At 66.4% G+C, this 25,814-nt stretch carries 30 protein-coding genes and 1 pseudogene; 26 read left to right on the top strand and 5 right to left on the bottom strand.

Going from position 1 to position 25,814, the window contains the following annotated elements; translation table 11 throughout:
• Positions 1-65: 65 nt before the first annotated feature.
• On the top strand, positions 66-794 hold the full coding sequence (locus A5740_RS07080; protein ID WP_076192886.1) for a phytanoyl-CoA dioxygenase family protein: 729 nt from the start codon (positions 66-68) through the stop codon (positions 792-794).
• Here the strand turns inward: A5740_RS07080 and mftR are convergent.
• Positions 783-1,382: a mycofactocin system transcriptional regulator gene (mftR, locus tag A5740_RS07075; RefSeq protein WP_076192623.1), complete on the bottom strand. Its 600-nt coding sequence runs from the start codon at positions 1,380-1,382 to the stop codon at positions 783-785. The genes A5740_RS07080 and mftR overlap by 12 nt on opposite strands.
• 105 nt (positions 1,383-1,487) lie before the next feature.
• Between mftR and mftA the strand changes: the two genes are divergently transcribed.
• From mftA to mftG, 7 genes are all read left to right on the top strand, one after another.
• Positions 1,488-1,583, top strand: coding sequence for a mycofactocin precursor MftA (gene mftA, locus A5740_RS07070; protein ID WP_003881928.1), 96 nt, complete (start codon positions 1,488-1,490; stop codon positions 1,581-1,583).
• Between the two features lie 2 nt (positions 1,584-1,585).
• A complete protein-coding gene (gene mftB / locus A5740_RS07065) occupies positions 1,586-1,900 on the top strand; it encodes a mycofactocin biosynthesis chaperone MftB (protein WP_076192622.1) in 315 nt (104 codons plus the stop codon).
• Complete coding sequence (mftC, locus tag A5740_RS07060; RefSeq protein WP_076192620.1) at positions 1,897-3,099, top strand: mycofactocin radical SAM maturase; 1,203 nt, start codon at positions 1,897-1,899, stop codon at positions 3,097-3,099. The genes mftB and mftC overlap by 4 nt, the downstream gene beginning before the upstream one ends.
• Before the next feature lie 3 nt (positions 3,100-3,102).
• Positions 3,103-4,296, top strand: a complete 1,194-nt coding sequence (mftD, locus tag A5740_RS07055) for a pre-mycofactocin synthase MftD (protein ID WP_076192618.1) — start codon at positions 3,103-3,105, stop codon at positions 4,294-4,296.
• 132 nt (positions 4,297-4,428) lie between these two features.
• Entirely contained in the window at positions 4,429-5,172 is a 744-nt protein-coding gene (gene mftE, locus A5740_RS07050) for a mycofactocin biosynthesis peptidyl-dipeptidase MftE (RefSeq protein ID WP_076192617.1), read from the top strand.
• Entirely contained in the window at positions 5,169-6,581 is a 1,413-nt protein-coding gene (gene mftF / locus A5740_RS07045; protein ID WP_076192615.1) for a mycofactocin biosynthesis glycosyltransferase MftF, read from the top strand. The genes mftE and mftF overlap by 4 nt, the downstream gene beginning before the upstream one ends.
• A gap of 9 nt (positions 6,582-6,590) precedes the next feature.
• Complete coding sequence (gene mftG, locus A5740_RS07040; protein WP_076192613.1) at positions 6,591-8,036, top strand: mycofactocin system GMC family oxidoreductase MftG; 1,446 nt, start codon at positions 6,591-6,593, stop codon at positions 8,034-8,036.
• Here mftG and A5740_RS07035 read toward each other — a convergent pair.
• The gene (locus A5740_RS07035) at positions 7,966-9,606 is read right to left on the bottom strand and encodes an MFS transporter (RefSeq protein WP_076192612.1); all 1,641 of its coding nucleotides are present in this window, start codon (positions 9,604-9,606) and stop codon (positions 7,966-7,968) included. The genes mftG and A5740_RS07035 overlap by 71 nt on opposite strands.
• An 83-nt stretch (positions 9,607-9,689) precedes the next feature.
• Between A5740_RS07035 and A5740_RS07030 the strand changes: the two genes are divergently transcribed.
• Entirely contained in the window at positions 9,690-10,337 is a 648-nt protein-coding gene (locus A5740_RS07030) for a TetR/AcrR family transcriptional regulator (RefSeq protein ID WP_076192610.1), read from the top strand.
• Here the strand turns inward: A5740_RS07030 and A5740_RS07025 are convergent.
• The gene (locus tag A5740_RS07025; protein ID WP_076192608.1) at positions 10,322-11,575 is read right to left on the bottom strand and encodes a cytochrome P450; all 1,254 of its coding nucleotides are present in this window, start codon (positions 11,573-11,575) and stop codon (positions 10,322-10,324) included. The two genes, A5740_RS07030 and A5740_RS07025, sit on opposite strands and share 16 nt — an antisense overlap.
• 108 nt (positions 11,576-11,683) lie before the next feature.
• Between A5740_RS07025 and A5740_RS07020 the strand changes: the two genes are divergently transcribed.
• Both A5740_RS07020 and A5740_RS07015 read left to right on the top strand, forming a co-directional pair.
• On the top strand, positions 11,684-13,285 hold the full coding sequence (locus tag A5740_RS07020; RefSeq protein ID WP_076192606.1) for a carboxylesterase/lipase family protein: 1,602 nt from the start codon (positions 11,684-11,686) through the stop codon (positions 13,283-13,285).
• Between the two features lie 5 nt (positions 13,286-13,290).
• The gene (locus A5740_RS07015) at positions 13,291-13,644 is read left to right on the top strand and encodes a nuclear transport factor 2 family protein (RefSeq protein ID WP_076192884.1); all 354 of its coding nucleotides are present in this window, start codon (positions 13,291-13,293) and stop codon (positions 13,642-13,644) included.
• A 16-nt stretch (positions 13,645-13,660) separates the two neighbouring features.
• Here the strand turns inward: A5740_RS07015 and A5740_RS07010 are convergent, their stop codons facing one another.
• Complete coding sequence (locus A5740_RS07010; RefSeq protein ID WP_083653963.1) at positions 13,661-14,095, bottom strand: hotdog fold domain-containing protein; 435 nt, start codon at positions 14,093-14,095, stop codon at positions 13,661-13,663.
• A gap of 509 nt (positions 14,096-14,604) precedes the next feature.
• Here A5740_RS07010 and rpsJ point away from each other — a divergent pair.
• The 11 genes and pseudogenes from rpsJ (at position 14,605) to rpsQ (ending at position 19,948) form a co-directional block, all read left to right on the top strand.
• Positions 14,605-14,910: a 30S ribosomal protein S10 gene (rpsJ, locus tag A5740_RS07005; RefSeq protein ID WP_003883485.1), complete on the top strand. Its 306-nt coding sequence runs from the start codon at positions 14,605-14,607 to the stop codon at positions 14,908-14,910.
• Between the two features lie 13 nt (positions 14,911-14,923).
• Complete coding sequence (rplC, locus tag A5740_RS07000; RefSeq protein ID WP_076192602.1) at positions 14,924-15,574, top strand: 50S ribosomal protein L3; 651 nt, start codon at positions 14,924-14,926, stop codon at positions 15,572-15,574.
• Entirely contained in the window at positions 15,574-16,221 is a 648-nt protein-coding gene (rplD, locus tag A5740_RS06995) for a 50S ribosomal protein L4 (protein WP_076192600.1), read from the top strand. The genes rplC and rplD overlap by 1 nt, the downstream gene beginning before the upstream one ends.
• A complete protein-coding gene (rplW, locus tag A5740_RS06990) occupies positions 16,221-16,523 on the top strand; it encodes a 50S ribosomal protein L23 (RefSeq protein ID WP_067765279.1) in 303 nt (100 codons plus the stop codon). The genes rplD and rplW overlap by 1 nt, the downstream gene beginning before the upstream one ends.
• Positions 16,524-16,551: 28 nt before the next feature.
• On the top strand, positions 16,552-17,388 hold the full coding sequence (rplB, locus tag A5740_RS06985; RefSeq protein ID WP_076192598.1) for a 50S ribosomal protein L2: 837 nt from the start codon (positions 16,552-16,554) through the stop codon (positions 17,386-17,388).
• 29 nt (positions 17,389-17,417) lie between these two features.
• On the top strand, positions 17,418-17,699 hold the full coding sequence (gene rpsS, locus A5740_RS06980; protein ID WP_003883480.1) for a 30S ribosomal protein S19: 282 nt from the start codon (positions 17,418-17,420) through the stop codon (positions 17,697-17,699).
• Positions 17,696-18,151 (top strand): annotated as a pseudogene (gene rplV, locus A5740_RS06975) (50S ribosomal protein L22); the annotation flags it as partial. The gene rpsS and the pseudogene rplV, both read left to right, overlap by 4 nt.
• A gap of 14 nt (positions 18,152-18,165) precedes the next feature.
• A complete protein-coding gene (rpsC, locus tag A5740_RS06970) occupies positions 18,166-18,999 on the top strand; it encodes a 30S ribosomal protein S3 (RefSeq protein WP_076192594.1) in 834 nt (277 codons plus the stop codon).
• A gap of 3 nt (positions 19,000-19,002) precedes the next feature.
• Entirely contained in the window at positions 19,003-19,419 is a 417-nt protein-coding gene (rplP, locus tag A5740_RS06965) for a 50S ribosomal protein L16 (protein WP_065461613.1), read from the top strand.
• Complete coding sequence (gene rpmC / locus A5740_RS06960) at positions 19,419-19,652, top strand: 50S ribosomal protein L29 (protein WP_036441250.1); 234 nt, start codon at positions 19,419-19,421, stop codon at positions 19,650-19,652. The genes rplP and rpmC overlap by 1 nt, the downstream gene beginning before the upstream one ends.
• Positions 19,652-19,948 carry a 30S ribosomal protein S17 gene (gene rpsQ, locus A5740_RS06955; protein WP_066901419.1) on the top strand — a complete coding sequence of 99 codons (297 nt, stop codon included), beginning with the start codon at positions 19,652-19,654 and terminating at the stop codon, positions 19,946-19,948. The genes rpmC and rpsQ overlap by 1 nt, the downstream gene beginning before the upstream one ends.
• Before the next feature lie 87 nt (positions 19,949-20,035).
• Here rpsQ and A5740_RS06950 read toward each other — a convergent pair whose 3' ends face one another.
• Positions 20,036-20,683 (bottom strand): fasciclin domain-containing protein, encoded by a 648-nt coding sequence (locus tag A5740_RS06950; RefSeq protein WP_076192592.1) that lies wholly within the window; start codon positions 20,681-20,683, stop codon positions 20,036-20,038.
• A 132-nt stretch (positions 20,684-20,815) separates the two neighbouring features.
• Here A5740_RS06950 and A5740_RS06945 point away from each other — a divergent pair, with 132 nt between their 5' ends.
• The 4 genes from A5740_RS06945 to A5740_RS06930 all read left to right on the top strand — a co-directional run bounded on the left by A5740_RS06945 (position 20,816) and on the right by A5740_RS06930 (position 25,756).
• Entirely contained in the window at positions 20,816-22,531 is a 1,716-nt protein-coding gene (locus A5740_RS06945) for a cytochrome c biogenesis protein DipZ (RefSeq protein ID WP_076192590.1), read from the top strand.
• Positions 22,532-22,573: 42 nt separating this feature from the next.
• A complete protein-coding gene (sigK, locus tag A5740_RS06940; RefSeq protein ID WP_076192589.1) occupies positions 22,574-23,137 on the top strand; it encodes an ECF RNA polymerase sigma factor SigK in 564 nt (187 codons plus the stop codon).
• Positions 23,134-23,820, top strand: coding sequence for an anti-sigma factor (locus tag A5740_RS06935; protein WP_076192587.1), 687 nt, complete (start codon positions 23,134-23,136; stop codon positions 23,818-23,820). Before sigK ends, A5740_RS06935 begins: the two co-directional genes overlap by 4 nt.
• Positions 23,821-24,199: 379 nt before the next feature.
• Positions 24,200-25,756, top strand: a complete 1,557-nt coding sequence (locus A5740_RS06930; RefSeq protein WP_076192585.1) for a hypothetical protein — start codon at positions 24,200-24,202, stop codon at positions 25,754-25,756.
• Positions 25,757-25,814 lie beyond the last annotated feature (58 nt).

Here is a 25,814-nt window from a genome sequence, read left to right as displayed (position 1 = left end):
TTGGGGAGATTTTTTCGCCGGAAATTCAGTGGCCTGGATCAGGCGAGGTGGGTCATGGTGGTCGGGTGGTGAACGTCGACGCATTCACGCGGGACGGGTTCGTCAAGATCGAACAGGCCGCGCCGGCCGAAATCGCCGATGCCGCCCGGGATCTGTTGTGGGCCCAGATCGGGCTGTCTCCGGATGATCCGGCATCGTGGACCAACGCCGTGGTGTGGGCGGCCGATCTGACTGGCGCGGGTCCGTTCGGCCAGCTGGTGAGCAGCGTCGCTCTCACCGATGCCCTGGATCGGATCTGTGGACTCGGTGGTTGGCTTCCGCGGGGCTCCCTGGGCAATGTCCCGGTCCGATTTCCCGTAGATCCGCCTGCCGAGGACCGCGGCTGGCACATCGATGCCAACACCCCGCTGACCGGAGGGGAGTGGGCGGTCAGTGGCCGACCACATACCGTGCTCGTGCTGACACTGCTGTCCGAGGTCGGCCCCGACGATGCCCCGACGCGGATCCGCGTAGGTTCACACCGCGACGTGGCCAAGGTGCTCGGGCCCGGACCGGTGGCCTTCAGCGAAGCCGGTGAGCTGGTCGAGAGGTCCAGCCGGACCCGTCCGGTGGTTCGTGCGACGGGCCGGCCCGGTGACATGTATCTGGTGCATCCGTTTACCGCTCATGCTGCCGACGTACACCGCGGCGGCACACCGCGTTTCATGTCGCAGGCACCGGTCATGCTCACCCAACCGCTCGATCCACAGAATCCGACGGCACTGGCCTGCGCGTGGGGCGAGCTACGGGGCTAGGCCCTCGAGGCCCGGCCGGGCCACCTCGAACGCCCGGGAAATGGCGTCCGGCAGTGCCACCGCCTCGTCGGCAAGCCAGTGTTCATATGCCGACAGTGCGACGCCGAGCATCAGCCATCCCACGGTCTGCGGCATTAGATCGCCGGGTTCGGCGCCGATCCGCTGTGCCGCGTAGGTGGCGATGACGTCGCGCCAGCCGGCGTACATCGTCATCGAATAGGCCTGTAGCCCTGCGGTTTCCAGGATCACCTGCATCCGCAGGCGGTGTTGGGCCATCTCCTGTGTGTCATAGGTGTTGAAGGAGAGCAGCGCCTCGCGCAGTGCTTCGGCCAGCGGTATCTCGGTGCTCAATGCGGCCAGCAACTCACGCAGGTGTTGCAGGTGGGCGTCGAAGTCACCCCAGGGGATGGCGTTCTTGGAGGCGTAGTAGCGGAACAGCGTGCGACGCGCGATACCGGCGGCCTTGGCCACGTCGTCGACGCTGACCTCGTCGAAGCCGCGGGTGGCGAACAGTGCCAGCGCGACGTCGGTGATGTGGTCCTGCGTGGTGGACGGGCGCCGACCGACCCGGGGTCCGGATGCCTGCATGAAATCCGCCCTTCCATTTGTGCACTCGATGCCATATTCTTGCGACTCAGGTCACAAATGTCGAGACCCAGAGGTACCAGAACAGCCGAAAGAAAGGTGCGACTCATGGATCAGAACCCGCAGGCCGAAACCGAAACTCAGCTCGTCACCGAGACGCTCGTCGAAGAGGTCTCGATCGACGGTATGTGCGGGGTTTACTGACGGTGTCCACACAGGTCGTCGAAACGGCGGGGCGCGGCGGTGTCGTATTCGACCCGGATGTCAGCTGGCGATTGCACCATCAGGTGGCGGTGCGGCCAGAACCGTTCGGCGCCCTGCTGTATCACTTCGGAACCCGCAAGCTGTCGTTTCTGAAGAACCGGACGGTCGTCGAGGTGGTCAACTCTCTGGCTGACCACCCCGACGCCCGGTCCGCGTGCCGCGCGGCCGGAATCTCGGACTCGGACCAAGGTCCCTACCTGCACGCGCTGAGCGTGCTGGTGTCATCGAAAATGCTCATCCCCGGGAATTGCTCATGACTTCTGTTGCACCTGCACCTGTTCGGGTGCCACGCCTCGTCGAACAGTTCGAAAGCGGACTCGACGCCCCGATCTGCCTGACCTGGGAACTCACCTACGCCTGCAACCTGGCGTGTGTGCACTGCCTGTCCTCCTCGGGTAAGCGCGATCCGCGCGAACTGTCCACCCAACAGTGCAAGGACATCATCGACGAGCTGGAACGCATGCAGGTGTTCTATGTGAACATCGGCGGTGGGGAACCCACTGTGCGCCCGGACTTCTGGGAGCTTGTCGACTACGCCACCGAGCATCACGTGGGCGTCAAGTTCTCCACCAACGGTGTGCGCATCACGCCGGAGGTCGCCGCGAAACTGGCGGCCAGCGACTACGTCGACGTGCAGATCTCGCTCGACGGCGCCAACGCCGAGGTCAACGACGCCGTGCGCGGTAAGGGCTCGTTCGACATGGCCGTGCGGGCGCTGGAAAACCTCGCTGCCGCAGGCTTTTCCGACGCAAAGATCTCCGTGGTGGTCACGCGCCACAATGTCGACCAGCTCGACGAGTTCAAGGCACTGGCCGACCGCTACGGCGCCACGCTGCGGATCACCCGGCTGCGCCCGTCCGGTCGCGGTGCCGATGTCTGGGACGAGCTGCACCCCACCCCGGACCAGCAGCGTCAGCTGTACGACTGGCTGGTTTCCCACGGCGAGCGGGTCTTGACCGGGGACTCGTTCTTCCACCTGTCGGGCCTGGGCGAGCCCGGCGCGCTGGCCGGGCTGAACCTGTGCGGCGCCGGCCGGGTGGTGTGTCTGATCGATCCGGTGGGCGACGTGTATGCCTGCCCGTTCGCCATCCATGACAAATTCCTGGCCGGAAATATCTTGGAAGACACCGGTTTCGGGTCCGGCTTCCAGAATGTCTGGCAGAACTCCCCGTTGTTCCGCGAACTGCGCGAGCCGCAGTCGGCAGGCGCCTGCAGTGGCTGCGGGCATTACGACGCCTGCCGCGGGGGCTGCATGGCCGCCAAGTTCTTCACCGGCCTGCCGATGGACGGGCCGGATCCCGAGTGCGTCGAGGGCTGGGGAGAACCGGCGCTCGCACTGGAGCGCACCAAACCCAAGCCGAGTGGTGATCATTCGCGCGGCACGAAGCAGGGCCCGGTCGCACTGAAGTTGCTGACCAAGCCGCCCGCCCGCATCTGTAACGAAAGTCCGGTGTAACCCATGGCCCGTGATACCTGGTTCGAGACCGTCGCCATTGCCCAGCAACGGGCGAAGAAGCGGCTCCCGAAGTCCGCTTACTCGTCGCTGATCTCCGCCAGTGAGAAAGGCGTGACGGTCTCCGACAACGTGGAGGCGTTCGCCGAACTCGGTTTCGCCCCGCACGTGGTGGGTGCCACCGAGAAGCGTGAAATGGCAACAACCGTGATGGGCCAAGACATTTCGATGCCTGTCATCATCTCGCCGACCGGTGTGCAAGCGGTCGACCCGGACGGTGAGGTGGCGGTGGCCCGGGCCGCGGCCGCCCGTGGCACGGCCATGGGGCTGTCCTCGTTCGCCAGCAAGCCCATGGAGGAAGTCACCGCCGTCAACGACAAGATCTTCTTTCAGATCTACTGGCTCGGAACCCGCGACGAGATCGCCGAACGGGTGCAGCGTGCCAAGGACGCCGGAGCCAAGGGCCTGATCGCCACCACCGACTGGAGCTTCAGCCACGGCCGGGACTGGGGAAGCCCCAAGATCCCGGAGAAGATGGACCTCAAGACGATGATCAAGATGTCGCCGGAGGTGATCACCAAACCGCGCTGGCTGTGGAGCTTCGGCAAACATCTGCGGCCGCCGGATCTGCGCGTGCCCAACCAGGGCCGCCGTGGTGAGCCGGGACCGCCGTTCTTCGAGGCGTACGGACAGTGGATGGGTACCCCACCACCGACCTGGGAGGACATCGCCTGGCTGCGTGAGCAGTGGGGTGACGCGCCGTTCCTGCTGAAGGGCATGGTGCGCGTCGACGATGCCAAACGTGCTGTTGACGCCGGTGTTTCGGCGATCACGGTGTCCAATCACGGTGGCAACAACCTGGACGGGACGCCGGCGGCGATCCGTTGCCTGCCCGCCATCGCCGAAGCGGTCGGCGACCAGGTGGAGGTTTTGCTGGACGGTGGCATCCGGCGGGGTAGCGACGTCGTCAAGGCCGTGGCGCTCGGCGCCCGGGCGGTGATGATCGGTCGGGCCTACCTGTGGGGTCTGGCTGCCAACGGTCAGGCGGGTGTCGAGAACGTGCTGGACATCCTGTCCGGTGGCATCGACTCGGTGCTGCGCGGGCTGGGGAAGTCCTCGATCCATGACCTGACGCCGGAGGACATCCTCGTCCCGGAGGGCTTCCTGAGGGCGCTGGGGGTCCCGCGCACCGACGCCTGACAGGCTTACCGTCACCCTGAGGTGCAGCGTGACGGGGGTGGCAGGAGAGGCGTACGTGATGCTCACGGCGGGTCTGGGGAAACTGGAGGCAAATCAATTGCTGCTCGTGCTCCAACAATTGGCGCACAGTAAGTGAATTCGGCCTACGATCGGCACGTGGCTTTCCCCAGCGGGCTCGGGAACTCAACGTCGAGGCAGCTACGCAGCATGTCGCCAATGTTGATCGTTCCCATCGGCTCAACCGAGCAACATGGCCCGCACCTGCCCTTGGACACCGACACGCGCATTGCTTCCGCGGTCGCCGACGCGGTTGTCCAGCGCCTCGATGCCGCCTCCGGTGGTGCCTGGGTGGTCGCGCCACCGGTCCCCTACGGCGCCAGCGGCGAACACGAGGGGTTCCCGGGCACGGTGTCGATCGGCACCGCTGCGCTGCGATCGTTGCTGGTGGAGTACGGGCGATCCGCATCGAGTTGGGCCGGTCGGTTGGTCTTCGTCAACGGCCACGGCGGCAACGTGGAGGCGCTGGCGGGTGCAGTGCCGCAGTTGCGCGGAGAAGGCCGTGATGCCGGCTGGGTCCCGTGTGCCGCCGCCGGTGCCGATGCCCATGCGGGGCATACCGAAACGTCTGTATTGCTACATATTTCACCGGGTCTCGTCGCCCTCGACGACCTGATTCCGGGGAACACCGCCCCGCTGGTGGAGCTCATGCCGGCGATGCGCAGTGGGGGGATTGCCGCGGTCAGTGAGGTCGGGGTGCTCGGTGACCCGACGACCGCCACCGCGGCCGAGGGGGAGCGTATCTTTGCTGAGATGGTCGACGGCTGCGTGGGTCGGATGAGGCGGTGGCTGCCGGACCGGAATGGATTGCTGACATGACCGGACCGAGGCTGCCCGACGGTTTCGCCGTGCAGGTGGATCGCCGGGTCAAGGTGCTCGGGGCCGGTGCGGCGTTGCTGGGTGGGTCGCCGACGCGCTTGCTGCGGCTCGCGCCGACGGCGCAGACCATGCTCAACGGTGGCCGGCTGGAAGTCCACGACGCGCAGAGTGCGCAATTGGCGCGGACTTTGCTCGACGCCACGGTGGCCCACCCCCGCCCGCCCAGCGGACCGTCCCATCGGGACGTCACCGTCATAATCCCGGTGCGTGACAACGTATCCGGGCTGCACCGGTTGATCGCGGCGTTGCGCGGTCTGAAGGTGGTCGTGGTCGACGACGGTTCGGCGGTCCCGGTGGCGCAATCCGAGTTCGCCGGCATGCACTGCGACGTGCAGGTGCTGCGGCACCTGACCAGCAACGGTCCGGCGGCGGCCCGCAACACGGGTCTGGCGGCCTGTGAGACCGATTTCGTGGCTTTCCTGGACTCGGATGTGGTGCCCCGCCGCGGCTGGCTGGAGGCGTTGCTCGGCCACTTCTGCGATCCGGCGGTGGCCCTGGTGGCGCCCCGCATCGTCGGGCTGCACACCGCCGACAACGTGGTAGCCCGTTACGAGGCGGTCCGGTCGTCACTGGATCTCGGGGTGCGCGAGGCGCCGGTGGTGCCCTACGGCCCGGTGTCCTATGTGCCGAGTGCGGCGATCATCTGCCGGCGGTCGGCACTGACCGCGGTGGGCGGGTTCGACGAGACCATGCACTCCGGCGAAGACGTCGACCTGTGCTGGCGGCTGGTCGAGTCCGGGGCCCGGCTGCGGTACGAGCCGATCGCGCTCGTGGCCCACGACCACCGGACCGATCTGCGAGAGTGGTTCAACCGCAAGGCTTTCTACGGTTCTTCGGCCGCACCGCTGGCGGTCCGGCATCCCGGCAAGACGGCGCCGGTGGTGATCTCCGGCTGGACCTTGATGGTGTGGCTGCTGCTGGCGATGGGCTCGTGTGTCGGTTACCTGGGCTCGGTGGTGCTCGCAATCTTCACCGGCCGGCGCATCGCACGATCCCTGTCCACGGTCGACACCGAGCCCACCGAGGTCGCCGCGGTGACTGCGCGCGGACTCTGGTCGTCGGCGCTGCAACTGTGCTCGGCGATCTGCCGGCACTACTGGCCGGTGGCGCTGATCGCCGCTCTGCTGTTCCGGCGGGCGCGGCATGCGGTGCTGGTGGCTGCGGTGCTCGACGGTGTGGTCGACTGGGCGACCCGGCGCGGCAACACCGACGACGACACCAAACCGGTCGGCCTGCTGACCCATGTCCTGCTCAAGCGCCTCGACGACATGGCCTACGGCCTGGGCCTGTGGACAGGTGTGATGCGGGAACGTCAGCTCGGTGCGCTCAAGCCGCAGCTGCGGAGCTGACGGCGCGTCTTGACCTGGCCATACCACGCTCCTCCGGAGCACACGGATGTCTTGATCGTCGGCGCCGGCAGTGCCGGATCGGTGTTGGCCGAACGCCTTTCCCTTGATCCCCACTGTCAGGTCACCGTCGTCGAGGCCGGGCCGGCGCCCACTGACCCGCGGGTGGCCGCTCAGATCACCGACGGTGTACGGCTGCCGATCGGTGCGGCCAGTTCGGTGGTGCGCCACTACGCCACCACGCTCACCGAGCAGCCGCGCCGGCGCGCCGAGATCGTGCGCGGGTCGGTGGTGGGTGGTTCGGGCGCCGTCAACGGCGGTTACTTCTGTCGCGGTCTGCCGACCGACTTCGATGGCTGGGGGGTCGCCGGCTGGAGCTGGGATGACGTCCTGCCGCACTTCCGGGTGATCGAGACCGACCTGGATTTCAATACTGCCCTGCACGGTGCCGACGGGCCGATCAAGATTCGGCGAATGCGTGAATTCGATGGATGTACAGCGTCTTTCGTCGACGCCGCAACGCAGGCGGGGTTCGGCTGGATCGACGACCTCAACGGCTCGGATGCCGGCGCGGCCCTCCCGGCCGGGGTAGGCGCGGTTCCGCTGAACATCAACGGTGGCACCAGGGTTGGGCCTGGTGGCGCTTTTCTGCAGCCGGCGGTGAATCGGCCGAATCTGGTGGTGCTCACCGACACCGCGGTGCATCGCGTGATCATCGCGAACGGCCAGGCATCCGGGGTTGAGCTCGACGACGGCGAGCTGGTTCTTGCCGATCGAATCATATTGTGTGCCGGGGCGATTGGATCAGCTCACCTTTTGATGCTGTCCGGTGTCGGTCCGCCGCCCGACCTTGAGGCGCTCGGCATCGACGTGGTCTGCGGTCTACCCGTCGGCAGTCACACCGTGGACCATCCGGAGTGGGTGCTTCCGGTCTCCTGGACGCCCACTGATCACCTGCCTCCGTTGGAGGCAGTGCTCACCACCGCCGATGGCATCGAGGTCCGTCCGTACACGGCGGGGTTCTCGGCGATGGTGCACGGGCCCGGGCACGATCCCGCGGAACTTCCGCACCTCGGGGTGGCGCTGATGCGTCCGCACTCCAGGGGCCGCGTGCGGTTGGTCTCGGCCGATCCGAGGGTGGCCCCCGTCATCGAGCACCGCTACGACACGGTGCCCGAGGATGTCGCGGCGCTGCGCCGTGGCGCCGAGTTGGCACGTGAACTGGTCAGTCGCACAGCCGAAGTGGGTGAACCACAATGGTCGACGTCGCAACACCTGGCGGGGACGGCGCCGATGGGGAGCGGGCCTGAGGCGGTGCTCGACCCGACCTGCCGGGTGTTGGGGGTCGAGAATCTGTGGGTGGTGGACGGCTCGATCATGCCGAGCATCACCAGCCGCGGCCCGCACGCGACCATTGCCATGATCGGTCATCGGGCGGCGGAGTTTCTCGCGTTCTGAGCCGCCGCACCAGCAGGAGCTGACGTCCGTCGCGGCCCGGTGCCCAGATCCCGACGAACACGGCGGCCACCGCCAGCACGATCGCCATCGCCAACAGCGCGGAGTTCGTGGCTTCCAGGAAGGCCTGCTTGGCCAGTTCGGCGACCGCCGGTCCCTGCGGGCCCAGTTGGCCGGCCACGGCCAGGGCTTCGGCGAGTGAGCCCAGGATCGGTTCACGGAGCGCGGCGGGCAGTCCGGGCAGCGCATCGAGTACCGGCGCGAGGTGTTTCTGGTAATGCGCGGCGAGGAGCGAGCCGGCCACCGCGATGCCCAGTGCGGCACCCACCTCGCGGCCGGTGTCGTTGACCGCGGAAGCCACTCCCTGCTTCTCGTCCGGAACAGCACCCATGATCGCTGATGTCGTTGGTGCCGTGCACAATCCGATTCCTGTACTCATGATGAACAGCGGCCAGGCGAAGTCGGTATAGCCGGAGTCCACCTCGAGCAGACGCATGCACAGCAGGCCGGCCGCGATCACCAGCAGGCCGACTGCCACGCAGGTGCGCAGGCCCAGCCGGGGGAGATACAGGTGGGTGGTGGCACCCAGCGCCAGCACCGGAACCATCAACGGGCACAGCGCAAATGCCGTCTGGATCGGGCTGTAACCCATCACCAGCTGGATGTACTGCATGCTGACGAAGAAATAGCCGAAATTGGCGAAGAACAAAAACGTCACGCCCACGGACCCGGTGGCGAAGTCGGGTTTGGCGAACAGTCGGACATCGAGCAACGGGTGCGGCCGTTTGAGCTGTGTCGCGGTGAACAACACGCCCAGCACGACCCCACCGGCCAGGCAGCCCCACACCGACGGATGTGTCCAGCCCCGCACCGGGGCCTCGACCACGCCGAGCACGAACACGGCCACCGCGGCGCCGATCAGCACCGCCCCGACCCAGTCCAACGGGGCTGACGTGTCATCACGCGAGGAGGGCACCGTGCAGGTCAGGACGAACAGGCCCACCGCCGCGATCGCGAACGTGGCGAAGATGGACTGCCATGGCCAGAAGTGCAGCAGCCCGCCGGTGATCAGAAATCCGAAGACGGCCCCTGATCCGACCACGCCGGCCCAGATGCCAATTGCCTTGTTGCGTTCGGACTTCGGAAAGGCGGCGGTGAGCAGGGACAGGGTGGCGGGCATGATGAATGCGGCACCGGCCCCGGCGATGGCTCGGGCCACGATCAGCTGTACCGGGCTGTCCCAGATCAGTGGCGCGGCCGAGGCCACCGTGAAGACCGTCAGCCCGATCAGGAGTGCGCCGCGGCGGCCGTAGCGGTCGCCGATGGCGCCGGCCGGGAGAAGCAGGCAGGCCAGCGCCAGGGTGTACCCATCGATCACCCAGGTGAGTTGGGCCTGGGTCGCGGTGGTCTGCCGGGCGATATCGGGTAGCGCGGCATTGAGGGCCACCATCGAGGCGATCACGATCGAGACGTCCATGCACGCCACCGTCAACAGCCAGTAGCGCCGCCGGATCGATAGTTCGGCCATGGCCGAGTCGATATCCTGGCCAGACTCGACGAGGGTGGCGGGCATTGTCGACTCCTTCGTCGGTGAAGTTTTGAGACTATCAGTCTCGTAAAGAGACGGTAAGTCTGATTTCGTGGAGGTGATGACGCATGGCGGCCGAAAGCAGCGATCCGCGTCCGGCCCGGTCCCGGGCCCGGCTCCTGGAGGCGGCGACATCGTTGCTGCGCTCCGGCGGGCCGAGCGCGGTGACGGTCGATGCAGTCACACGGGCGGCGAACGTCGCCCGGGCCACGTTGTATCGGCACTTTCCCAGTGGAAATGACTTGCTGGCGGCGGCATTCCGGACGCTTCTGCCGGTAGCGCCGCTGCCGCCGGAGGAAGGTTCGCTGCGTGATCGGCTGGTTGCACTGGTCCAGGCGCAGGCCGACTCGATCGCCGAGGCGCCGATCAGTGTCACCGCGATGTCATGGCTGGCCCTCGGCGGCGACATGGAGCAGCTGCCGTGGCGGGAGGCGGACAGCCCGGAAGTGCGGACCCTGCGTGAGCGGGTGGCCGAGCACTACGCATTGCCGTTCGACGCGATTTTCGACAGTCCCGAGGCCATCGCCGAACTGGGTGAGGTGGATCGGACGCAGGCCGCCGCGCTACTGCTCGGGCCGATCGTGCTGGGCAAGCTCAGCACGCTGACCGAATTCGATTACACCACTTGCGTGCGGGCCGCGGTGGATGGCTTCCTGGCCACCCACCGGCGGGCGCCGGCTGAGCCGCCAGTTCAGCCGGCTCAGCGCAGCGAGTAGCGCACCGGCAGGTGCTTGAGCCCGCCGACGAACGTGGTGGCCGAAAGCTCTGGCTTTCCGGCCAATTCGATGGACTCCAGCCGGCCCAGCAGCTCGGTGAACAAGCTGTTCATCTCCATCCGGGCCAGGGCGGCCCCGAGGCAGAAGTGCACGCCGTAGCCGAAAGCCAGGTGCTTGTTCGGATCCCGGGTGACGTCGAAGCGGTGCGGGTTGTCGAACACGTCTTCGTCGCGGTTGCCGGAAACGTAGGCCAGATAGACGGATTCGCCCTTGGCGATCGGCACACCGCGCACCGTGGTGTCTGCCGTGGCGGTACGCATGAACTCCTTGACCGGGGTGGACCAGCGGATCATCTCCTCCACCGCGGTGCCCATCAACTCGGGATGTGCCTGCAATTTCGCCAGCTGGTCGGGGTTTTCGATGAGTGCGTGCAACCCGCCGGAGATGGCGTCCTTGGTGGTGTCGTGGCCGGCGCTGGCGACGATGACGTAGTAGGACGCGGTGTCGACATCCGACAGTGGCTCACCGTCGATGGTCCCGTTGGCGATGGCCGAGGCCAGATCCTCGGTCGGGTTGGCCCGGCGCGATGCTGTCAACGTGGAGAAGTAGGCGAAGAAGTCCATCAGGACCGCGAGCTGGTCCTGCAGTGAGCCGCCCTCGCGCTTGTACTCGTCGTCGTCGCCGCCGAACATCTCCTGGGTCAGCATGTGCATCCGCGCGAAGTCGTCTTCGGGCAGGCCCAGCAACGACATGATCACGTAGAGCGGGAAATCGACGGCGATCGCGGTGACGAAGTCGCACTCCGGCCCGACGTCGCGCATCTTGTCCACGTAGCGTTTGGCAAGCTCGTCCACCCGTACCTTCAGTGCGCGCATTGCCTTGGGCCGGAACCAATCCGCCCCGATGGCGCGAACCTTGCGGTGGTGCGGGTCGTCCATGTGGATCAGAGTGCGCAGCCCCATGCCGGCTTCCAGTTGTTGTTTGGCCAGGTCGTCGGCAGCGGCCGCGGCCAGCAGCGGCCGGGGTTCGCTGATGAACAGTTCGTTGTCCCGCTCGACGGCCATGATGTCGGCGTGTTTGGTGATCGCCCAGAACGGACGGTAGGGCCGGTGGTCGACCCAGGCCACGGGGTTGTTGGCGCGCAGGTGGTTCAGCGCGGTGTGCAGCCGGACGTCGTCGGCGTACGCCGTCGGGTCGGCGAGCACCTTCGCGGCATCGTCCATCGTCGGCGCGCTCATGCGGTCTCCTCCGGGTAGCGATTCTTGACGGGTGTCAATTCTTACCCTATGTGATCGGTGCCACTCAAGGGGCCTGATTCTGGTGATCCGCCCCGTACGCTCGCAGCCATGCGATCGGGGCGTTGCGTCGTCGTGTTGCTGGCACTGCTGGTGACGCTGATAGCGGGGTGTGAGCGTGGCGGCGGCCAAGCGGTGCCGGCCGATCCCGCATCGAGTCACCCGCAAAGTCCGGACCCGTCGCTCGTGCGGATTGCGACCGGAACCCTGCGCGGCACAGTGACATCCGGGCATCGGCTGTTTGCCGGTATCCCATTTGCCGCCGCGCCGGTCGGTCCGCTGCGATTCGCCCCGCCGGCTCCCGCACCGGAGTGGCCGGGGGAACGCGACGCCACCCGTCCCGGGCCGCGCTGCATCCAGGACCCCGATTCGGATCCCGAGCGCGGCGCCAACGCGGCCGAGGACTGCCTGAGCCTGAACGTCTGGACGCCGCCGGTCTCGGAGCAGAAGCGCCCCGTCATGGTGTGGATCCACGGCGGGGCGTTCATCGGCGGCAGCGGCGACATCTACGACGCCGGCCGGCTGGCCTCGCGCGGAGACATCGTGGTGGTGACGATCAACTACCGGCTGGGCGCGCTGGGGTTCCTGGCACACCCGGCGTTGGGGCCCGGCGCGGAGACCGGCAACTACGGGTTGGCCGACCAGCAGGCGGCGTTGCGCTGGGTGCGCGACAACATCGCCGATTTCGGTGGAGACCCCGAAAAGGTCACCGTCGCGGGCGAATCCGCGGGCGGCATGTCAGTGTGTGACCATCTGGTGTCCCCGGGCTCGGCGGGGCTGTTCCGCGCCGCGATCCTGATGAGCGCGCCGTGTCAGGCGCAGGCCGATCTCGCCGTGGCAGCCCATCGGTCACAGGAATACGCCGCCGCGGTGGGCTGCCCGGATCCCGCGACAGCGGCCACCTGCTTGCGCACGCTTCCGGTCGAGCGGCTGCAGAAGCCGGTCTGGTACTACAACATCGGCAGTGATCAGCTGACCGGTCCGGTCACCGCATCGGCGTCGATCCCCAGTGCGCCGCTGACGGCCTTCGCCGTCGGCCGGTCCGAACCGGTGCCGGTCTTGATCGGCACCACCCGTGACGAGTTCACGCTCTTCGTAGCGTTGCGTTACCTCAGGCAAGGTCAGCGCTACACCGCGGCCGACTATCCGCGACTGCTGGTCGAGACGTTCGGCCCCGACGCGGCGGCGATCGGATCGCATTACCCGATCGGGCGGTACGGCGGTGTGGCGCAAGCATATTCGGCTGCCGTCACCGATGGTGCGTTCGCCTGCGTGTCAGATCGGATCGCCACCGCGCTGGCCGGCGACGGCCCGGTCTACGCCTACGAATTCAACGACCGCACCGCACCGGCGCCGGAGGTGATGAGGACCCTGCCGTTCCCGGTGGGTGCGAGTCACTCCCTGGAGTTGCGCTATCTGTTCGACGTCGGCGGGGCGCCGCCGATGAACCCGGCGCAGCAACAACTTTCAGACCAGATGATCGACTATTGGACGGCTTTCGTGCGGAACGGCAAGCCGGGAGTGGACGGTCAACCGGAGTGGCCCGAGGTGGAAAGCGGACGAATGTCGTTGCAGGCCGACGGCAGTCGCGTGAATACTGACTACCCGATGGAACATCAATGCCCGTTCTGGGCGGGTCTGAAGGAGAAGTGAACTCGATGGCGACACCGGATCCGCAGAAGTTCGCACAGGATTGGGTGACCGCCTGGAACGCGCACGATGTGGAGGCGGTGCTGGCGCACTTCCACGACGACGTGGTGTTCAGCTCGCCGGTCGCCGCACGTCTGTTCCCGGAGACCCGCGGAGTGGTGCGTGGGAAGGACTCACTGCGGCATTACTGGACGAAGGCCCTGGCCGGCATGCCGGATCTGCACTTCGAAGTGCTCGCCACCTATCGCGGCGAATCGGCCCTGGTGATCCACTACCGCAATCAGCACGGCGGCCTGGTCAACGAGGTGCTGTTGTTCGACGGCCCCTTCGTGCGCGAGGGGCACGGCACCTACTTGGAATGAGGCGCCGACGGTGCGCTCAGACCGGTGTCACCCAGGTGGTGATGTCGGCATGCACCACCTCGTCGCCGTGGCGGTCGGTGATGCTGACCGGGACGACGATCTCGGTGCCCTCGGTGATGTCGGAGAAGTCCGGCGGGGTCAGCGCGGCGATGGCCCGCAAGGACGTCGTCGCCTTGGCCAGGTACTGCACATTCATGGCCTTGGGGATCCAGCGGTGTGTGGTCGGCACGGTGGCCTCCATCAGCATGCCCATCGCCATCTCCGCGGCATTGCACGACGCGATGGCGTGCACGGTGTGCAGGTGGTTGTAGATGAAGAACCACTTGGGCACCGTCACCTCGGCCAGTCCCGGTTCCATGCGCACGACATGCGGGACGATCGAGGCGAAATAGGGAACGCGGGCGACGGCTGCAGCCGAGAACGCCCAGCTGCCGCCGGGCAGCGCTGACATCTTCTTCCAGGCTCGGTGCGTGGCTGTGGTGGTCACGGGCCTACCTTACTCATCAGTAAGGTCTGCTCTCGGGTGCGCTGCGCTGGGTGGGTGCACCCAGATTGACGCCAGGGATAGAACTGGCACTGGATTTGTCCCTGAGCGCAATCTCGGCGAGGGTGAGCGGGAGGCTCCGAGCTGGCTCGATCCAGGATTTGGAGCACGCCCGGATCTGGGGCATACTGTTCGGGTTGCCTTGCGCCGGGTACGCACCTGGCCGGGCAAACGACCGGCGCCCTCGGGCGCATCCGGTTCCAAACACAGATCGCACGGAAATATCCAGGCGAAAATGTGTGCGCGAGGGCGACACGCCCGACCGCGGGGATCGGTGGACCACAGACAGGTAAACAGCGGCGGCAATTCTCGGCGCACCCGCGCCGGGCACCAGGCCCGACGGGCTTCGATGGTTGACCCATCGAGACTCCGATACGGCCGGCCGATGTACGAAGTAGGAGCGAGGTAGGAGAAGCGTGGCGGGACAGAAGATCCGCATCAGGCTCAAGGCCTACGACCATGAGGCCATTGATGCCTCGGCGCGCAAGATCGTCGAGACGGTCACCCGTACCGGTGCCAGCGTGGTGGGCCCCGTGCCGCTGCCGACCGAGAAGAACGTGTACTGCGTCATTCGGTCGCCGCACAAGTACAAGGACTCGCGGGAGCATTTCGAAATGCGCACCCACAAGCGACTGATCGACATCCTCGACCCGACGCCGAAGACGGTTGACGCGCTGATGCGCATCGACCTGCCGGCCAGTGTCGACGTCAACATCCAGTAGGAGACCAGAAGAGATGGCAAGAAAAGGCATCTTGGGCACCAAGCTGGGCATGACGCAGGTGTTCGACGAGAACAACAAAGTCGTCCCGGTGACGGTCGTGAAGGCCGGACCCAATGTGGTGACCCGTATCCGTACCACCGAGCGCGACGGCTACAGCGCCGTGCAGCTCGCCTACGGCGAGATCAGCCCGCGCAAGGTCAACAAGCCCGTCGCCGGCCAGTACGCCGCCGCCGGTGTCAACCCGCGCCGCCACCTCGCCGAGCTGCGGCTCGATGAGGCCGCCGCCGCCGAGTACGAGGTCGGCCAGGAGCTGACGGCCGAGATCTTCGCCGACGGCGCTTACGTCGACGTGACCGGCACCAGCAAGGGCAAGGGCTTCGCCGGCACCATGAAGCGTCACGGCTTCGCCGGCCAGGGCGCCGCGCACGGTGCCCAGGCGGTGCACCGTCGTCCCGGTTCCATCGGTGGCTGCGCCACTCCGGGCCGCGTGTTCAAGGGCACCCGGATGTCGGGCCGCATGGGCAGCGACCGGGTGACCACGCAGAACCTCAAGGTTCACAAGGTTGATGCCGAGAACGGCGTGCTGTTGATCAAGGGCGCGATCCCCGGACGCAACGGTGGTCTGGTGGTTGTCCGCAGCGCAATCAAGCGAGGCGAGAAGTAATGACACTCAAAGTTGACGTGAAGACGCCGGCCGGTAAGACGGACGGATCCGTCGAGCTGCCCGCCGCGCTGTTCGACGTCGAGCCCAACATCGCTCTGATGCACCAGGTGGTCAACGCACAGCTGGCCGCCAAGCGTCAGGGCACGCACTCGACGAAGACCCGCGGTGAGGTCTCCGGTGGCGGCAAGAAGCCGTACCGGCAGAAGGGCACCGGCCGGGCGCGTCAGGGTTCGACCCGCGCACCGCAGTTCACCGGTGGTGGCATCGTGCACGGCCCGCAGCCGCGTGACTACAGCCAGCGGACCCCGAAGAAGATGATCGCCGCCGCCCTGCGCGGTGCGCTCTCGGACCGGGCCCGCAACGAGCGCATCCACGCGATCACCGAGCTGGTCGAGGGCCAGACCCCGTCGACCAAGAGCGCCAAGTCGTTCCTGGGAAGCCTGACGCAGAACAAGAAGGTGCTCGTCGTCATCGGCCGCACCGACGAGGTCGGGCTCAAGAGCGTTCGCAACCTGCCTGGTGTGCATGTGATCTCGCCGGATCAGCTGAACACCTACGACGTGCTCAACGCTGACGACGTGGTGTTCTCGGTGGAGGCCCTGAACGCCTACATCTCGGCGAATACCAAAGAAGGAGCGTCGGTCTGATGGCAACGATTACAGACCCCCGCGACATCATCCTGGCCCCGGTCATCTCGGAGAAGTCATACGGGCTGATCGAGGACAACGTGTACACGTTCATCGTGCACCCGGACTCGAACAAGACGCAGATCAAGATCGCGATCGAGAAGATCTTCGACGTCAAGGTGAGCTCGGTGAACACCGCCAACCGGCAGGGCAAGCGCAAGCGCACCCGCTCGGGCTTCGGCAAGCGCAAGGACACCAAGCGCGCGATTGTCACCTTGGCCGAGGGCAGCAAGCCCATCGACCTGTTCGGAGCGCCGGCGTAAAGCCGGGAACTAAGAGGATTTAACTGATATGGGAATTCGCAAGTACAAGCCGACGACCCCCGGTCGTCGCGGTGCCAGCGTCTCCGATTTCGCCGAGATCACTCGTTCGACTCCGGAGAAGTCGCTGGTTCGCCCGCTGCACGGCAAGGGTGGACGTAACGCCCACGGCCGCATCACCACCCGGCACAAGGGCGGCGGCCACAAGCGTGCCTACCGCGTCATCGACTTCCGTCGCCATGACAAGGACGGCGTCAACGCCAAGGTCGCGCACATCGAATACGACCCCAACCGCACCGCGAACATCGCGCTGCTCCACTTCCTGGACGGCGAGAAGCGCTACATCATCGCGCCGCAGGGGCTGAAGCAGGGTGACGTCATCGAGCAGGGGCCGAACGCCGACATCAAGCCCGGCAACAACCTGCCGCTGCGCAACATCCCCGCCGGCACCGTGATCCATGCCGTGGAGCTGCGTCCCGGTGGCGGTGCCAAGCTGGCCCGCTCGGCCGGCGTCAGCATCCAGCTGCTGGGTAAGGAAGGCACCTACGCCTCGCTGCGTATGCCGTCCGGTGAGATCCGTCGCGTCGACGTGCGCTGCCGCGCCACCGTCGGCGAGGTGGGCAACGCCGAGCAGGCCAACATCAACTGGGGCAAGGCCGGCCGTATGCGGTGGAAGGGCAAGCGCCCGACCGTCCGTGGTGTCGTGATGAACCCGGTTGACCACCCGCATGGTGGTGGTGAAGGCAAGACCTCCGGTGGCCGCCACCCGGTCAGCCCGTGGGGCAAGCCCGAGGGCCGCACCCGCAAGCCCAACAAGCCGAGCGACAAGCTCATCGTCCGTCGCCGGCGCACCGGCAAGAAGCGCTGAGCCGGGCAGAGGGAGTAGGAGAACCAGCGATGCCTCGTAGTCTTAAAAAGGGTCCGTTCGTCGACGACCATCTGCTCAAGAAGGTCGACGTTCAGAACGAGAAGAACACCAAGCAGGTCATCAAGACCTGGTCGCGTCGATCGACCATCCTCCCCGACTTCATCGGGCACACCTTTGCGGTGCATGACGGCCGCAAGCATGTCCCGGTGTTCGTCACCGAGGCGATGGTCGGGCACAAGCTCGGAGAGTTCGCCCCGACGCGCACCTTCAAGGGTCACATCAAGGACGACCGGAAGAGCAAGCGGCGATGAGTACCACAGTCACTGAATATCCGTCAGCGACGGCGAAGGCGCGCTTCGTGCGCGTCTCGGCCAGCAAGGCCCGTCGCGTCATCGACCTGGTCCGCGGCAAGAGCGTCGAGGAAGCCCTCGACATCTTGCGGTGGGCGCCGCAGGCCGCCAGTGAACCGGTCGCCAAGGTGATCGCCAGCGCTGCCGCCAACGCGCAGAACAACGACGGGCTGGATCCGACGACGCTGGTGGTGGCGACCATCACCGCAGATGAGGGTCCGACCGCCAAGCGCATCCGTCCGCGTGCCCAGGGCCGTGCGTTCCGGATCCGCAAGCGCACCAGCCACATCACGGTGATCGTTGAAAGTAGGCCAAGCCGTTCCGCACGGGGTGCAGCCGCCGCGTCGGCGCGTAGCCGTCGGGCTCAGGGCAGCAAGGCCGCGACCGCCACGAAGCAGTCTGCCGAGACGAAGGGAGGCTCGGAGTAGTGGGCCAGAAGATCAATCCCCACGGCTTCCGGCTCGGCATCACGACCGAGTGGAAGTCCCGGTGGTACGCCGACAAGCAGTACAAGGACTACGTGAAGGAAGACGTCGCCATCCGCCGTCTGCTGGCCACGGGTCTTGAGCGCGCCGGCATCGCCGACGTGGAGATCGAGCGCACCCGCGACCGGGTTCGCGTTGACATCCACACCGCGCGTCCCGGCATCGTCATCGGTCGCCGCGGCACCGAGGCCGACCGCATTCGTGCCGACCTGGAGAAGCTGACCGGCAAGCAGGTTCAGCTCAACATCCTCGAGGTGAAGAACCCTGAGTCGCAGGCTCAGCTCGTCGCCCAGGGTGTGGCCGAGCAGCTGAGCAACCGCGTGGCGTTCCGCCGCGCTATGCGCAAGGCGATCCAGTCGGCCATGCGTCAGCCGAACGTGAAGGGTATCCGGGTGCAGTGCTCGGGCCGCCTCGGCGGTGCTGAGATGAGCCGCTCGGAGTTCTACCGCGAGGGTCGGGTTCCGCTGCACACGCTGCGCGCGGACATCGACTACGGCCTCTACGAGGCCAAGACCACCTTCGGCCGGATCGGCGTGAAGGTCTGGATTTACAAGGGCGACATCGTCGGTGGCAAGCGTGAGCTCGCCGCCGCCGCGCCGGCCAGCGATCGGCCGCGTCGTGAGCGTCCGTCGGGCACCCGGCCGCGTCGTAGCGGTTCTTCGGGCACCACGGCGACGAGCACCGAAGCCGGCCGCGCCGCCACCGGAGATGCGCCCGCCGCTACTGAGGTTGTCGCTGCTGAGCCTGCGCCGGCCGCTGAGAGCACGGAGAGCTAAACCATGCTGATTCCCCGTAAGGTCAAGCACCGCAAGCAGCATCACCCGCGCCAGCGTGGCATCGCCAGCGGCGGCACGTCGGTGAGCTTCGGTGACTACGGCATCCAGGCACTGGAGCACGCCTACATCACCAACCGGCAGATCGAGTCCGCTCGTATCGCCATCAACCGGCACATCAAGCGTGGCGGCAAGGTGTGGATCAACATCTTCCCGGACCGTCCGCTGACCAAGAAGCCCGCCGAGACCCGCATGGGTTCCGGTAAGGGTTCGCCGGAGTGGTGGGTCGCCAACGTCAAGCCCGGTCGCGTGCTCTTCGAGCTCAGCTACCCGGACGAGAAGATCGCCCGGGACGCGCTGACCCGCGCGATCCACAAGTTGCCGATCAAGGCACGCATCGTGACTCGAGAGGAGCAGTTCTGATGGCAGTGGGAACTACGCCTGGTGAACTGCGCGAACTGTCCGACACCGAGTTGAAGGACAAGCTGCGCGAGTCGAAGGAAGAGCTGTTCAACCTGCGCTTCCAGATGGCTACCGGTCAGCTGGCCAACAATCGTCGGCTGCGCACTGTGCGCCAGGAGATTGCACGGGTTTACACCGTGCTGCGTGAACGTGAGTTGGGTCTGGCTTCCGGGCCCGGAGGTGAGGAAAGCTGATGGCTGAGACTAAGGGCCCCAAGCACACTCCGCGCACCGAGGAGACCCGTGGCCGTCGCAAGACCGCCATCGGCTACGTGGTGAGCGACAAGATGCAGAAGACCATCGTGGTCGAGCTGGAAGATCGTAAGAGCCACCCGCTCTACGGCAAGATCATCCGGACCACGAAGAAGGTCAAGGCGCACGACGAGAACGGCGACGCCGGTATCGGCGACCGCGTCTCGCTGATGGAGACCCGGCCGATGTCCGCCTCCAAGCGGTGGCGTCTGGTCGAGGTACTGGAGAAGGCCAAGTAAACGCTCCTTCCCTGCACCTCGCAATGTGAGCAGAAAATGCCCCAGATCTTCGGATCTGGGGCATTTTGCTTGGCTCTGCAGTTGTCGTCAGGCCGGCGGCATGAGCACCGTGTCGATGAGGTACACGGTGGCGTTGGCGGTGTGCACCCCGCCGCACACCACCGAGGCGTCATTGACTTTCAGTGCGTCCCCCGAGCCGGTCACCGTCACCGACGCGCCCTGGACGGTGGGGTGGGTGCCGACGACCTTGGCCGGGCTGGCCTGACCCGGAACCACGTGATACGTGAGGATGTTCGTCAGCATCGCCGAATCTGTCTTGAGCATGTCGATGGTGGCCGGGTCGATCTTGGCGAACGCGTCGTCGGTCGGGGCGAACACGGTGAACTCACCACCGTTGAGGGTGTCCACGAGATTCACGTTCGGGTTCAGCTTGCCCGACAGCGCGGCGGTCAGCGTCGTCAACATCGGGTTGTGGGAGGCGGCCACGGTGACCGGGTCCTGCGCCATACCGGCCACCGACCCGGGGCCGGTCGGCACCTTTTCCGCGTAGGACGAGCAGCCCGGGCCGACCAGGTCTGATGCCGGGTCTCCGGCCATCGGCGCCGCGGGCGCGCTGGTGGTCTCCGGTGTCTCCGGCGCGGATTGTGCGGTGTCATTCGCGCAGGCGGGCAGCATGAACATCGCCGCGGCTGCCATCGCCGCCGCCGCTCCCGCCTTGTACTGAAGGTTCAACATTTCCGACTCCCTATCCGGTATTGACGGTGACCGTCGTCACTTTCTCGGTCAGTGGGTATTCGGAGCGGGGGTCGGCGCGGATGGGTTCGGATCCGGACCAATCCGATGGTTCGTCGGCACCGAATACCGATCATGTACACGTTGGTGCTCATCGGATTTCTCGGCGGCCTCATCACCGGCATCTCGCCGTGCATCCTGCCGGTACTGCCCGTCATCTTCTTCTCCGGTGCGCAGAGTGCTCGTGTCACCGAGTCGGACGGCGCGACGATCGTTGCGGCAAAACCGACATTGGCCGACACTCTGCGTCCCTATCTGGTGATCGCCGGGCTGGTGCTGAGCTTCAGCGTCGTGACGTTGGCCGGCTCGGCCCTGCTGCAGGTGTTGCGTCTGCCTCAGGACGCGCTGCGTTGGGCGGGCCTGGTGGCACTGACGCTGATCGGTCTCGGGCTGATCTTCCCGCGCGTCGAGCAGCTGCTGGAGAAGCCGTTCAGCTGGATACCGCAGAAGCAGTTCGGTTCTGGGAGGGGCGGTTTCGGCTTGGGGCTGGCACTCGGTGTGCTCTATGTGCCGTGCGCGGGTCCGGTGCTTGCGGCGATCGTCGTCGCCGGCGCAACCGGTTCGATCGGCGCGGGCACCGTCGTACTGACCCTGTCGTTCGCCCTCGGCGCCGCGCTGCCGCTACTCGCCTTCGCGCTCGCCGGGCGTCGGATTACCGAGCGGGTCAACGCGTTTCGTCGTCAGCAACGAAAGATCCGGCTGGTCGGTGGGGTGGTGATGCTGGCGTTCGCGGTGGCGCTGGCCGCCAATGTACCGGCGAAGCTGCAGCGGGCGATCCCGGATTACACCCGCGGACTGCAGGACCGGGTGGCCACCGCCGGCGAGGTGGCCGGCCGGCTGAGCCCGACCGGCGGTAAAGCGTTGTCGCAATGCGCCGACGGGGCCGAGGAACTGCAGAACTGTGGTCCGGCACCGGAGATCACCGGAATCGGTCAATGGCTCAATACGCCCGGCGGAGCACCCGTCGACCTGAAATCGCTGCGCGGCAAAGTGGTACTGATCGACTTCTGGGCCTACTCGTGCATCAACTGCCAACGCGCGATCCCCCACGTCGTCGACTGGTACGACCGTTACAAGGAATCCGGCCTCGCCGTGATCGGGGTGCACACGCCGGAATACGCGTTCGAGCGGGTGCCCGGCAACGTGGCCGATGGTGCGGCCGACCTGGGCATCACCTACCCGGTCGCCCTGGACAATTCGTACTCCACGTGGACGAACTACGAGAACAGGTACTGGCCGGCCGAGTACCTGATCGACGCGAACGGTGTTGTGCGGCACGTGAAATTCGGCGAGGGCGGCTACGACGTGACCGAACGGTTGATCCGCGAGTTGCTCGTGGACGCCAACGGCACCGCCTTGCCGGCGCCGGTGAACGCGCCGGACATCACGCCGACGTCGGTCCTCACCCCGGAGACCTATCTGAGTGTGGGCAAGGACATCAACTACGCCGGCGGCGGTACGTACGACGAGGGTGACGCCAGGTTCGAATATCCCGCGAGCCTGCCTGCGGACTCGTTCGCCCTCCACGGGTCCTGGCGCCTGGACTATCAGGGCGCGACCGCCCGAGGCGTCGATTCGGCCATCAAGCTCGACTACCGGGCCAAGAACGTCTATCTCGTCGTGGGAGGTACCGGCACCGTGACCGTGCTGCGGGGCGGGGAGGCCACGACCGTGCCGGTCGGCGGCCCGCCCACCCTGCGGCAGATCGTCAGTGACCGCGACGTGCATCGTGGCGAGATCGAAGTCCGGTTGAGCCAAGGGCTGCAGGCCTTCTCGTTCACGTATGGCTGACCGGCGATGGACAGTGTCGGCTTGACGCTAGGCTACGGGTCAATGGCACGTATGCCGGACGTCAGCAATGTCCTCGACGCTCAGCTGCGCCGGGTCGCCCGCGGCGACGCCGAGGCGTTCGCCGGGTTGTACGACGCCACCAGCGCCCGGGTGTACGGATTGATCCTGCGCATTCTGCGCGATCCTGGTTACAGCGAGGAGACGACGCAGGACGTCTACGCCCAGGTGTGGCGGCGTGCCGCCGACTACGAGCCGCAGCAGGGGTCGGCGCTGGCGTGGCTGATGACGTTGGCCCATCGCCGTGCGGTGGATCGGGTGCGGTCCGAGGCGGCCGCCAGTCGGCGCGAGGCGCATTACGTCGCGGTGAGCACCGAACGGAATCGTGATGTGGTCGCCGACTCGGCGATCCACTCCGACGAGCGACGGCAGGTGGCCGATTGTCTGGGATCGCTGACCGATTTGCAGCGGCAGGCCATCGAGCTGGCCTACTACGACGGTCTGACCTACCCGCAGGTGTCCGAACGGTTGTCGACGAGTCTGGGCACGGTCAAGACCCGGATGCGCGACGGCCTGCGCAGGCTCCGTGACTGTCTGGGGGTGACATGACAGGAGATTTCGAGTTGCCGGATATGGCGACGGCATATGCGTTGGACGCGGTTTCGGACACCGAGTGCGCCGACATCGAACGGCGGCTGGCCGAGGCGCCTGCCGAGACCGCCGAGGCATTCCGCGCCGAGGTGCGTGCGGTGCGCGAGGCGATGGCGATGGTGTCGTCGACGGGGGCCGTGACCCCACCGGCGTCCCTGCGTGAGCAGGCACTCGCGGTTTCCCGCGAGCCACACCGTGGCCGTTCCCGTTGGCGCACAGGGTTGCCGGCGGCCGCCGCCGCGGTGGTGGTCGCCGCAGCCGGCTTCGGGGCGGGGCTCGCCCTGCGCCCGGCGAGCGTGCCGACCACCGCCGAACAGGTGATAGCGGCCGGCGATGTCCGCACTGCGGCCGGACAGCTCAGCGCCGGCGGCACCGCGACGTTCGTGTACTCGCGCGACGAGCGGACCGGTGTCGTGGTGATGAACGACGCGACTCCTCCACCGCCCGGGATGGTCTATCAGATGTGGCTGATGACCGATCAGGGACCGGCGTCGGCGGGGACGATGGGTGCCATCACACCCTCGACCACCGCCATGGTGCGCGATCTCGGGGATTCGATCGCGTTGGCGTTCACAATGGAACCCGAGGGCGGGTCGCCGCAGCCGACGGGGGAGATGGTGGGCCGGCTTTCGTTGACGTGAGGGCCGCGGCGGTGAGGGATCCGTGACGTCGTCGACGGGTAGCACCTGCAGCCTCATCGGCGGACGAGCGTGTGGCCTGCTGCTCGGGGTGTGTCGAATTCGGCGCTGGGGCGAGGGCGAGATTCGCTGATTCTGGCTGGGCGTCGGAAAGTCGTCGGGAACCCGCCTGGCATCGGGTGGGCTTGATTTGCCACATCCGCCGACCGGCGTTCAATTTGCGCGGTGAATGCAAATATGGGTTTGCTCGCCAGTGGCCGTCCCATACCATCACGCTCATGACGGCGCAGGTATGGCGTGCTATTCGGTCGTTTTCGAGCGGTGGGCACCACGTCGGGTTATTAACTGTGACGTTAGCGACGGTGCGGGGTATCTAGGTCGGATGACTGCCACGTCGTCGTCCGCACCGTCTGGGCTGGCAGCATTTCTCACCTGGTACTACGACGTCCATCCCACTTTTCGGCTCGTCATCCGGTGGGTCCTGATCGTCGGTCTGACGGCGTTCGCTTTCTACGACAGCTTCGCGAGCCTGGTCATCACGACGGTGGAAGGCGGCATCGGCGGATACGTCTGGACAGTCCCGGTGGCCGCCACACTGGTGGCATTGGGAGTAGCGCGGCGCAACCGCACCGAGCTGCCCATTCATGACCGGCAGACCGACATCATCGTCGGCATCATCGGTTTGGGTTTCGCGCTGATGATCCAGGCCGCGCTGCTGGACCGCTACGCTTTGTACTTCCACCTGCTGCGGTTGGATCTGGTCGCCGCCTGGCTGTTCGTGTTGTGCTGTTGCATAGTGCTTTTCGGCCTCCGCCCGGTGGCGCGGTTTTTCTGGGTATGGCTGCTCTCGGCGATGGTTTTCTCCTTGCCGTACTACTTGACGGTGGTGTTGCTCGCTGGCGGTAAGTTCGCGGCCGGCGCGGCGACGTTGCTCATCGCGGCTGTCGGTACCGGCATCGCCGTCGGGCGCACCTTCCGGCGAGGGGTGATCGGCTCGCTCGGTGCCTGGGTGGTGGGTTTCGCCGTGCTGATCGCCATGAGCCAGCTGGCGCCCGACCTGCCACTGTTGGCCTTCCAGCAGCTGCCGGCTTTGTCGGCGATCTGCCTGGTGGGTGTTACCTTGTATCTGCGCTCACGCCGGGGGAGTCCGAAACGTCTCCTCGACCGCAAATTCGAACCGCTTGCGGCCAAACAGGTGTGGGCCGGCGTTCCGTTGGTGACGGCCGCTGCGGTGGCCTTGTCGATGTGTCCGTTGCCCACCGTGGTGACCACGGCCCCGATCAGCCGGCCGAGCCCGGTCGCTCTGACATTCGATTCCGCGCTGACCGCGCCGCGGGGTTGGTCGGAGACCGCCCGCGAGGACCATCCGGTCAATCGTCTCTACGGTGACAACGCGGTGCTGGTTCGTCAGCAGATGCTGGCCGATTTCGGAAACCCGCGTTGGGACAAGTCATCCCGCCCCAGAACCGTGGTGGTCGACAGTATCGTGAGTCGGCGTCCGTTCACGTTCGGGGTGTATCCGGCCCGGGTGCTCTACGGCCTGACCAGCGTGCGGTTGAGCAGGCTGCGTCACATCGACCTGGGTTTCGGGGTGGACGGCCTGCTGTTGTCGGTGGTCGACGACGATTTGTTGGTCACCTGGAATTCACTGCAATTCGCGTGGGGTGATTCCAGATTGGCGCAGCGGGTCACCATCCTGGCGGTGGACAACCACGATGCCGACGCACCGTTCCCGACCCCGTCGATCAGTATCGCCTCGAATCTTCGCACCCTGATCACGTTGCTGTTCCGCGGTAACGCGGTGCTTGATGCGGGTGCCGGGGTCTTCAAGGACGAAGAACTCCTGACCAGATTCGGTCGTGGGCTCGTAGCTGCCCAGTTTCCCGCAGGCGCCTCACCCGCTGCGGGTGAAACAGCCTCCTCGACACCGAGAAAGTGAACAGCGATGGCCAGCGATACGCATGAATTTTTCGGCGAAGCCGGGTACCCGCAGGTGA

The sequence above is a fragment of the Mycobacterium sp. GA-1841 genome (genome assembly GCF_001954135.1).
Lineage (GTDB): Bacteria > Actinomycetota > Actinomycetes > Mycobacteriales > Mycobacteriaceae > Mycobacterium.
The sequence above is the reverse complement of the archived record's forward strand: the minus strand, read 5'-3'. Positions and strand labels throughout refer to the sequence as shown.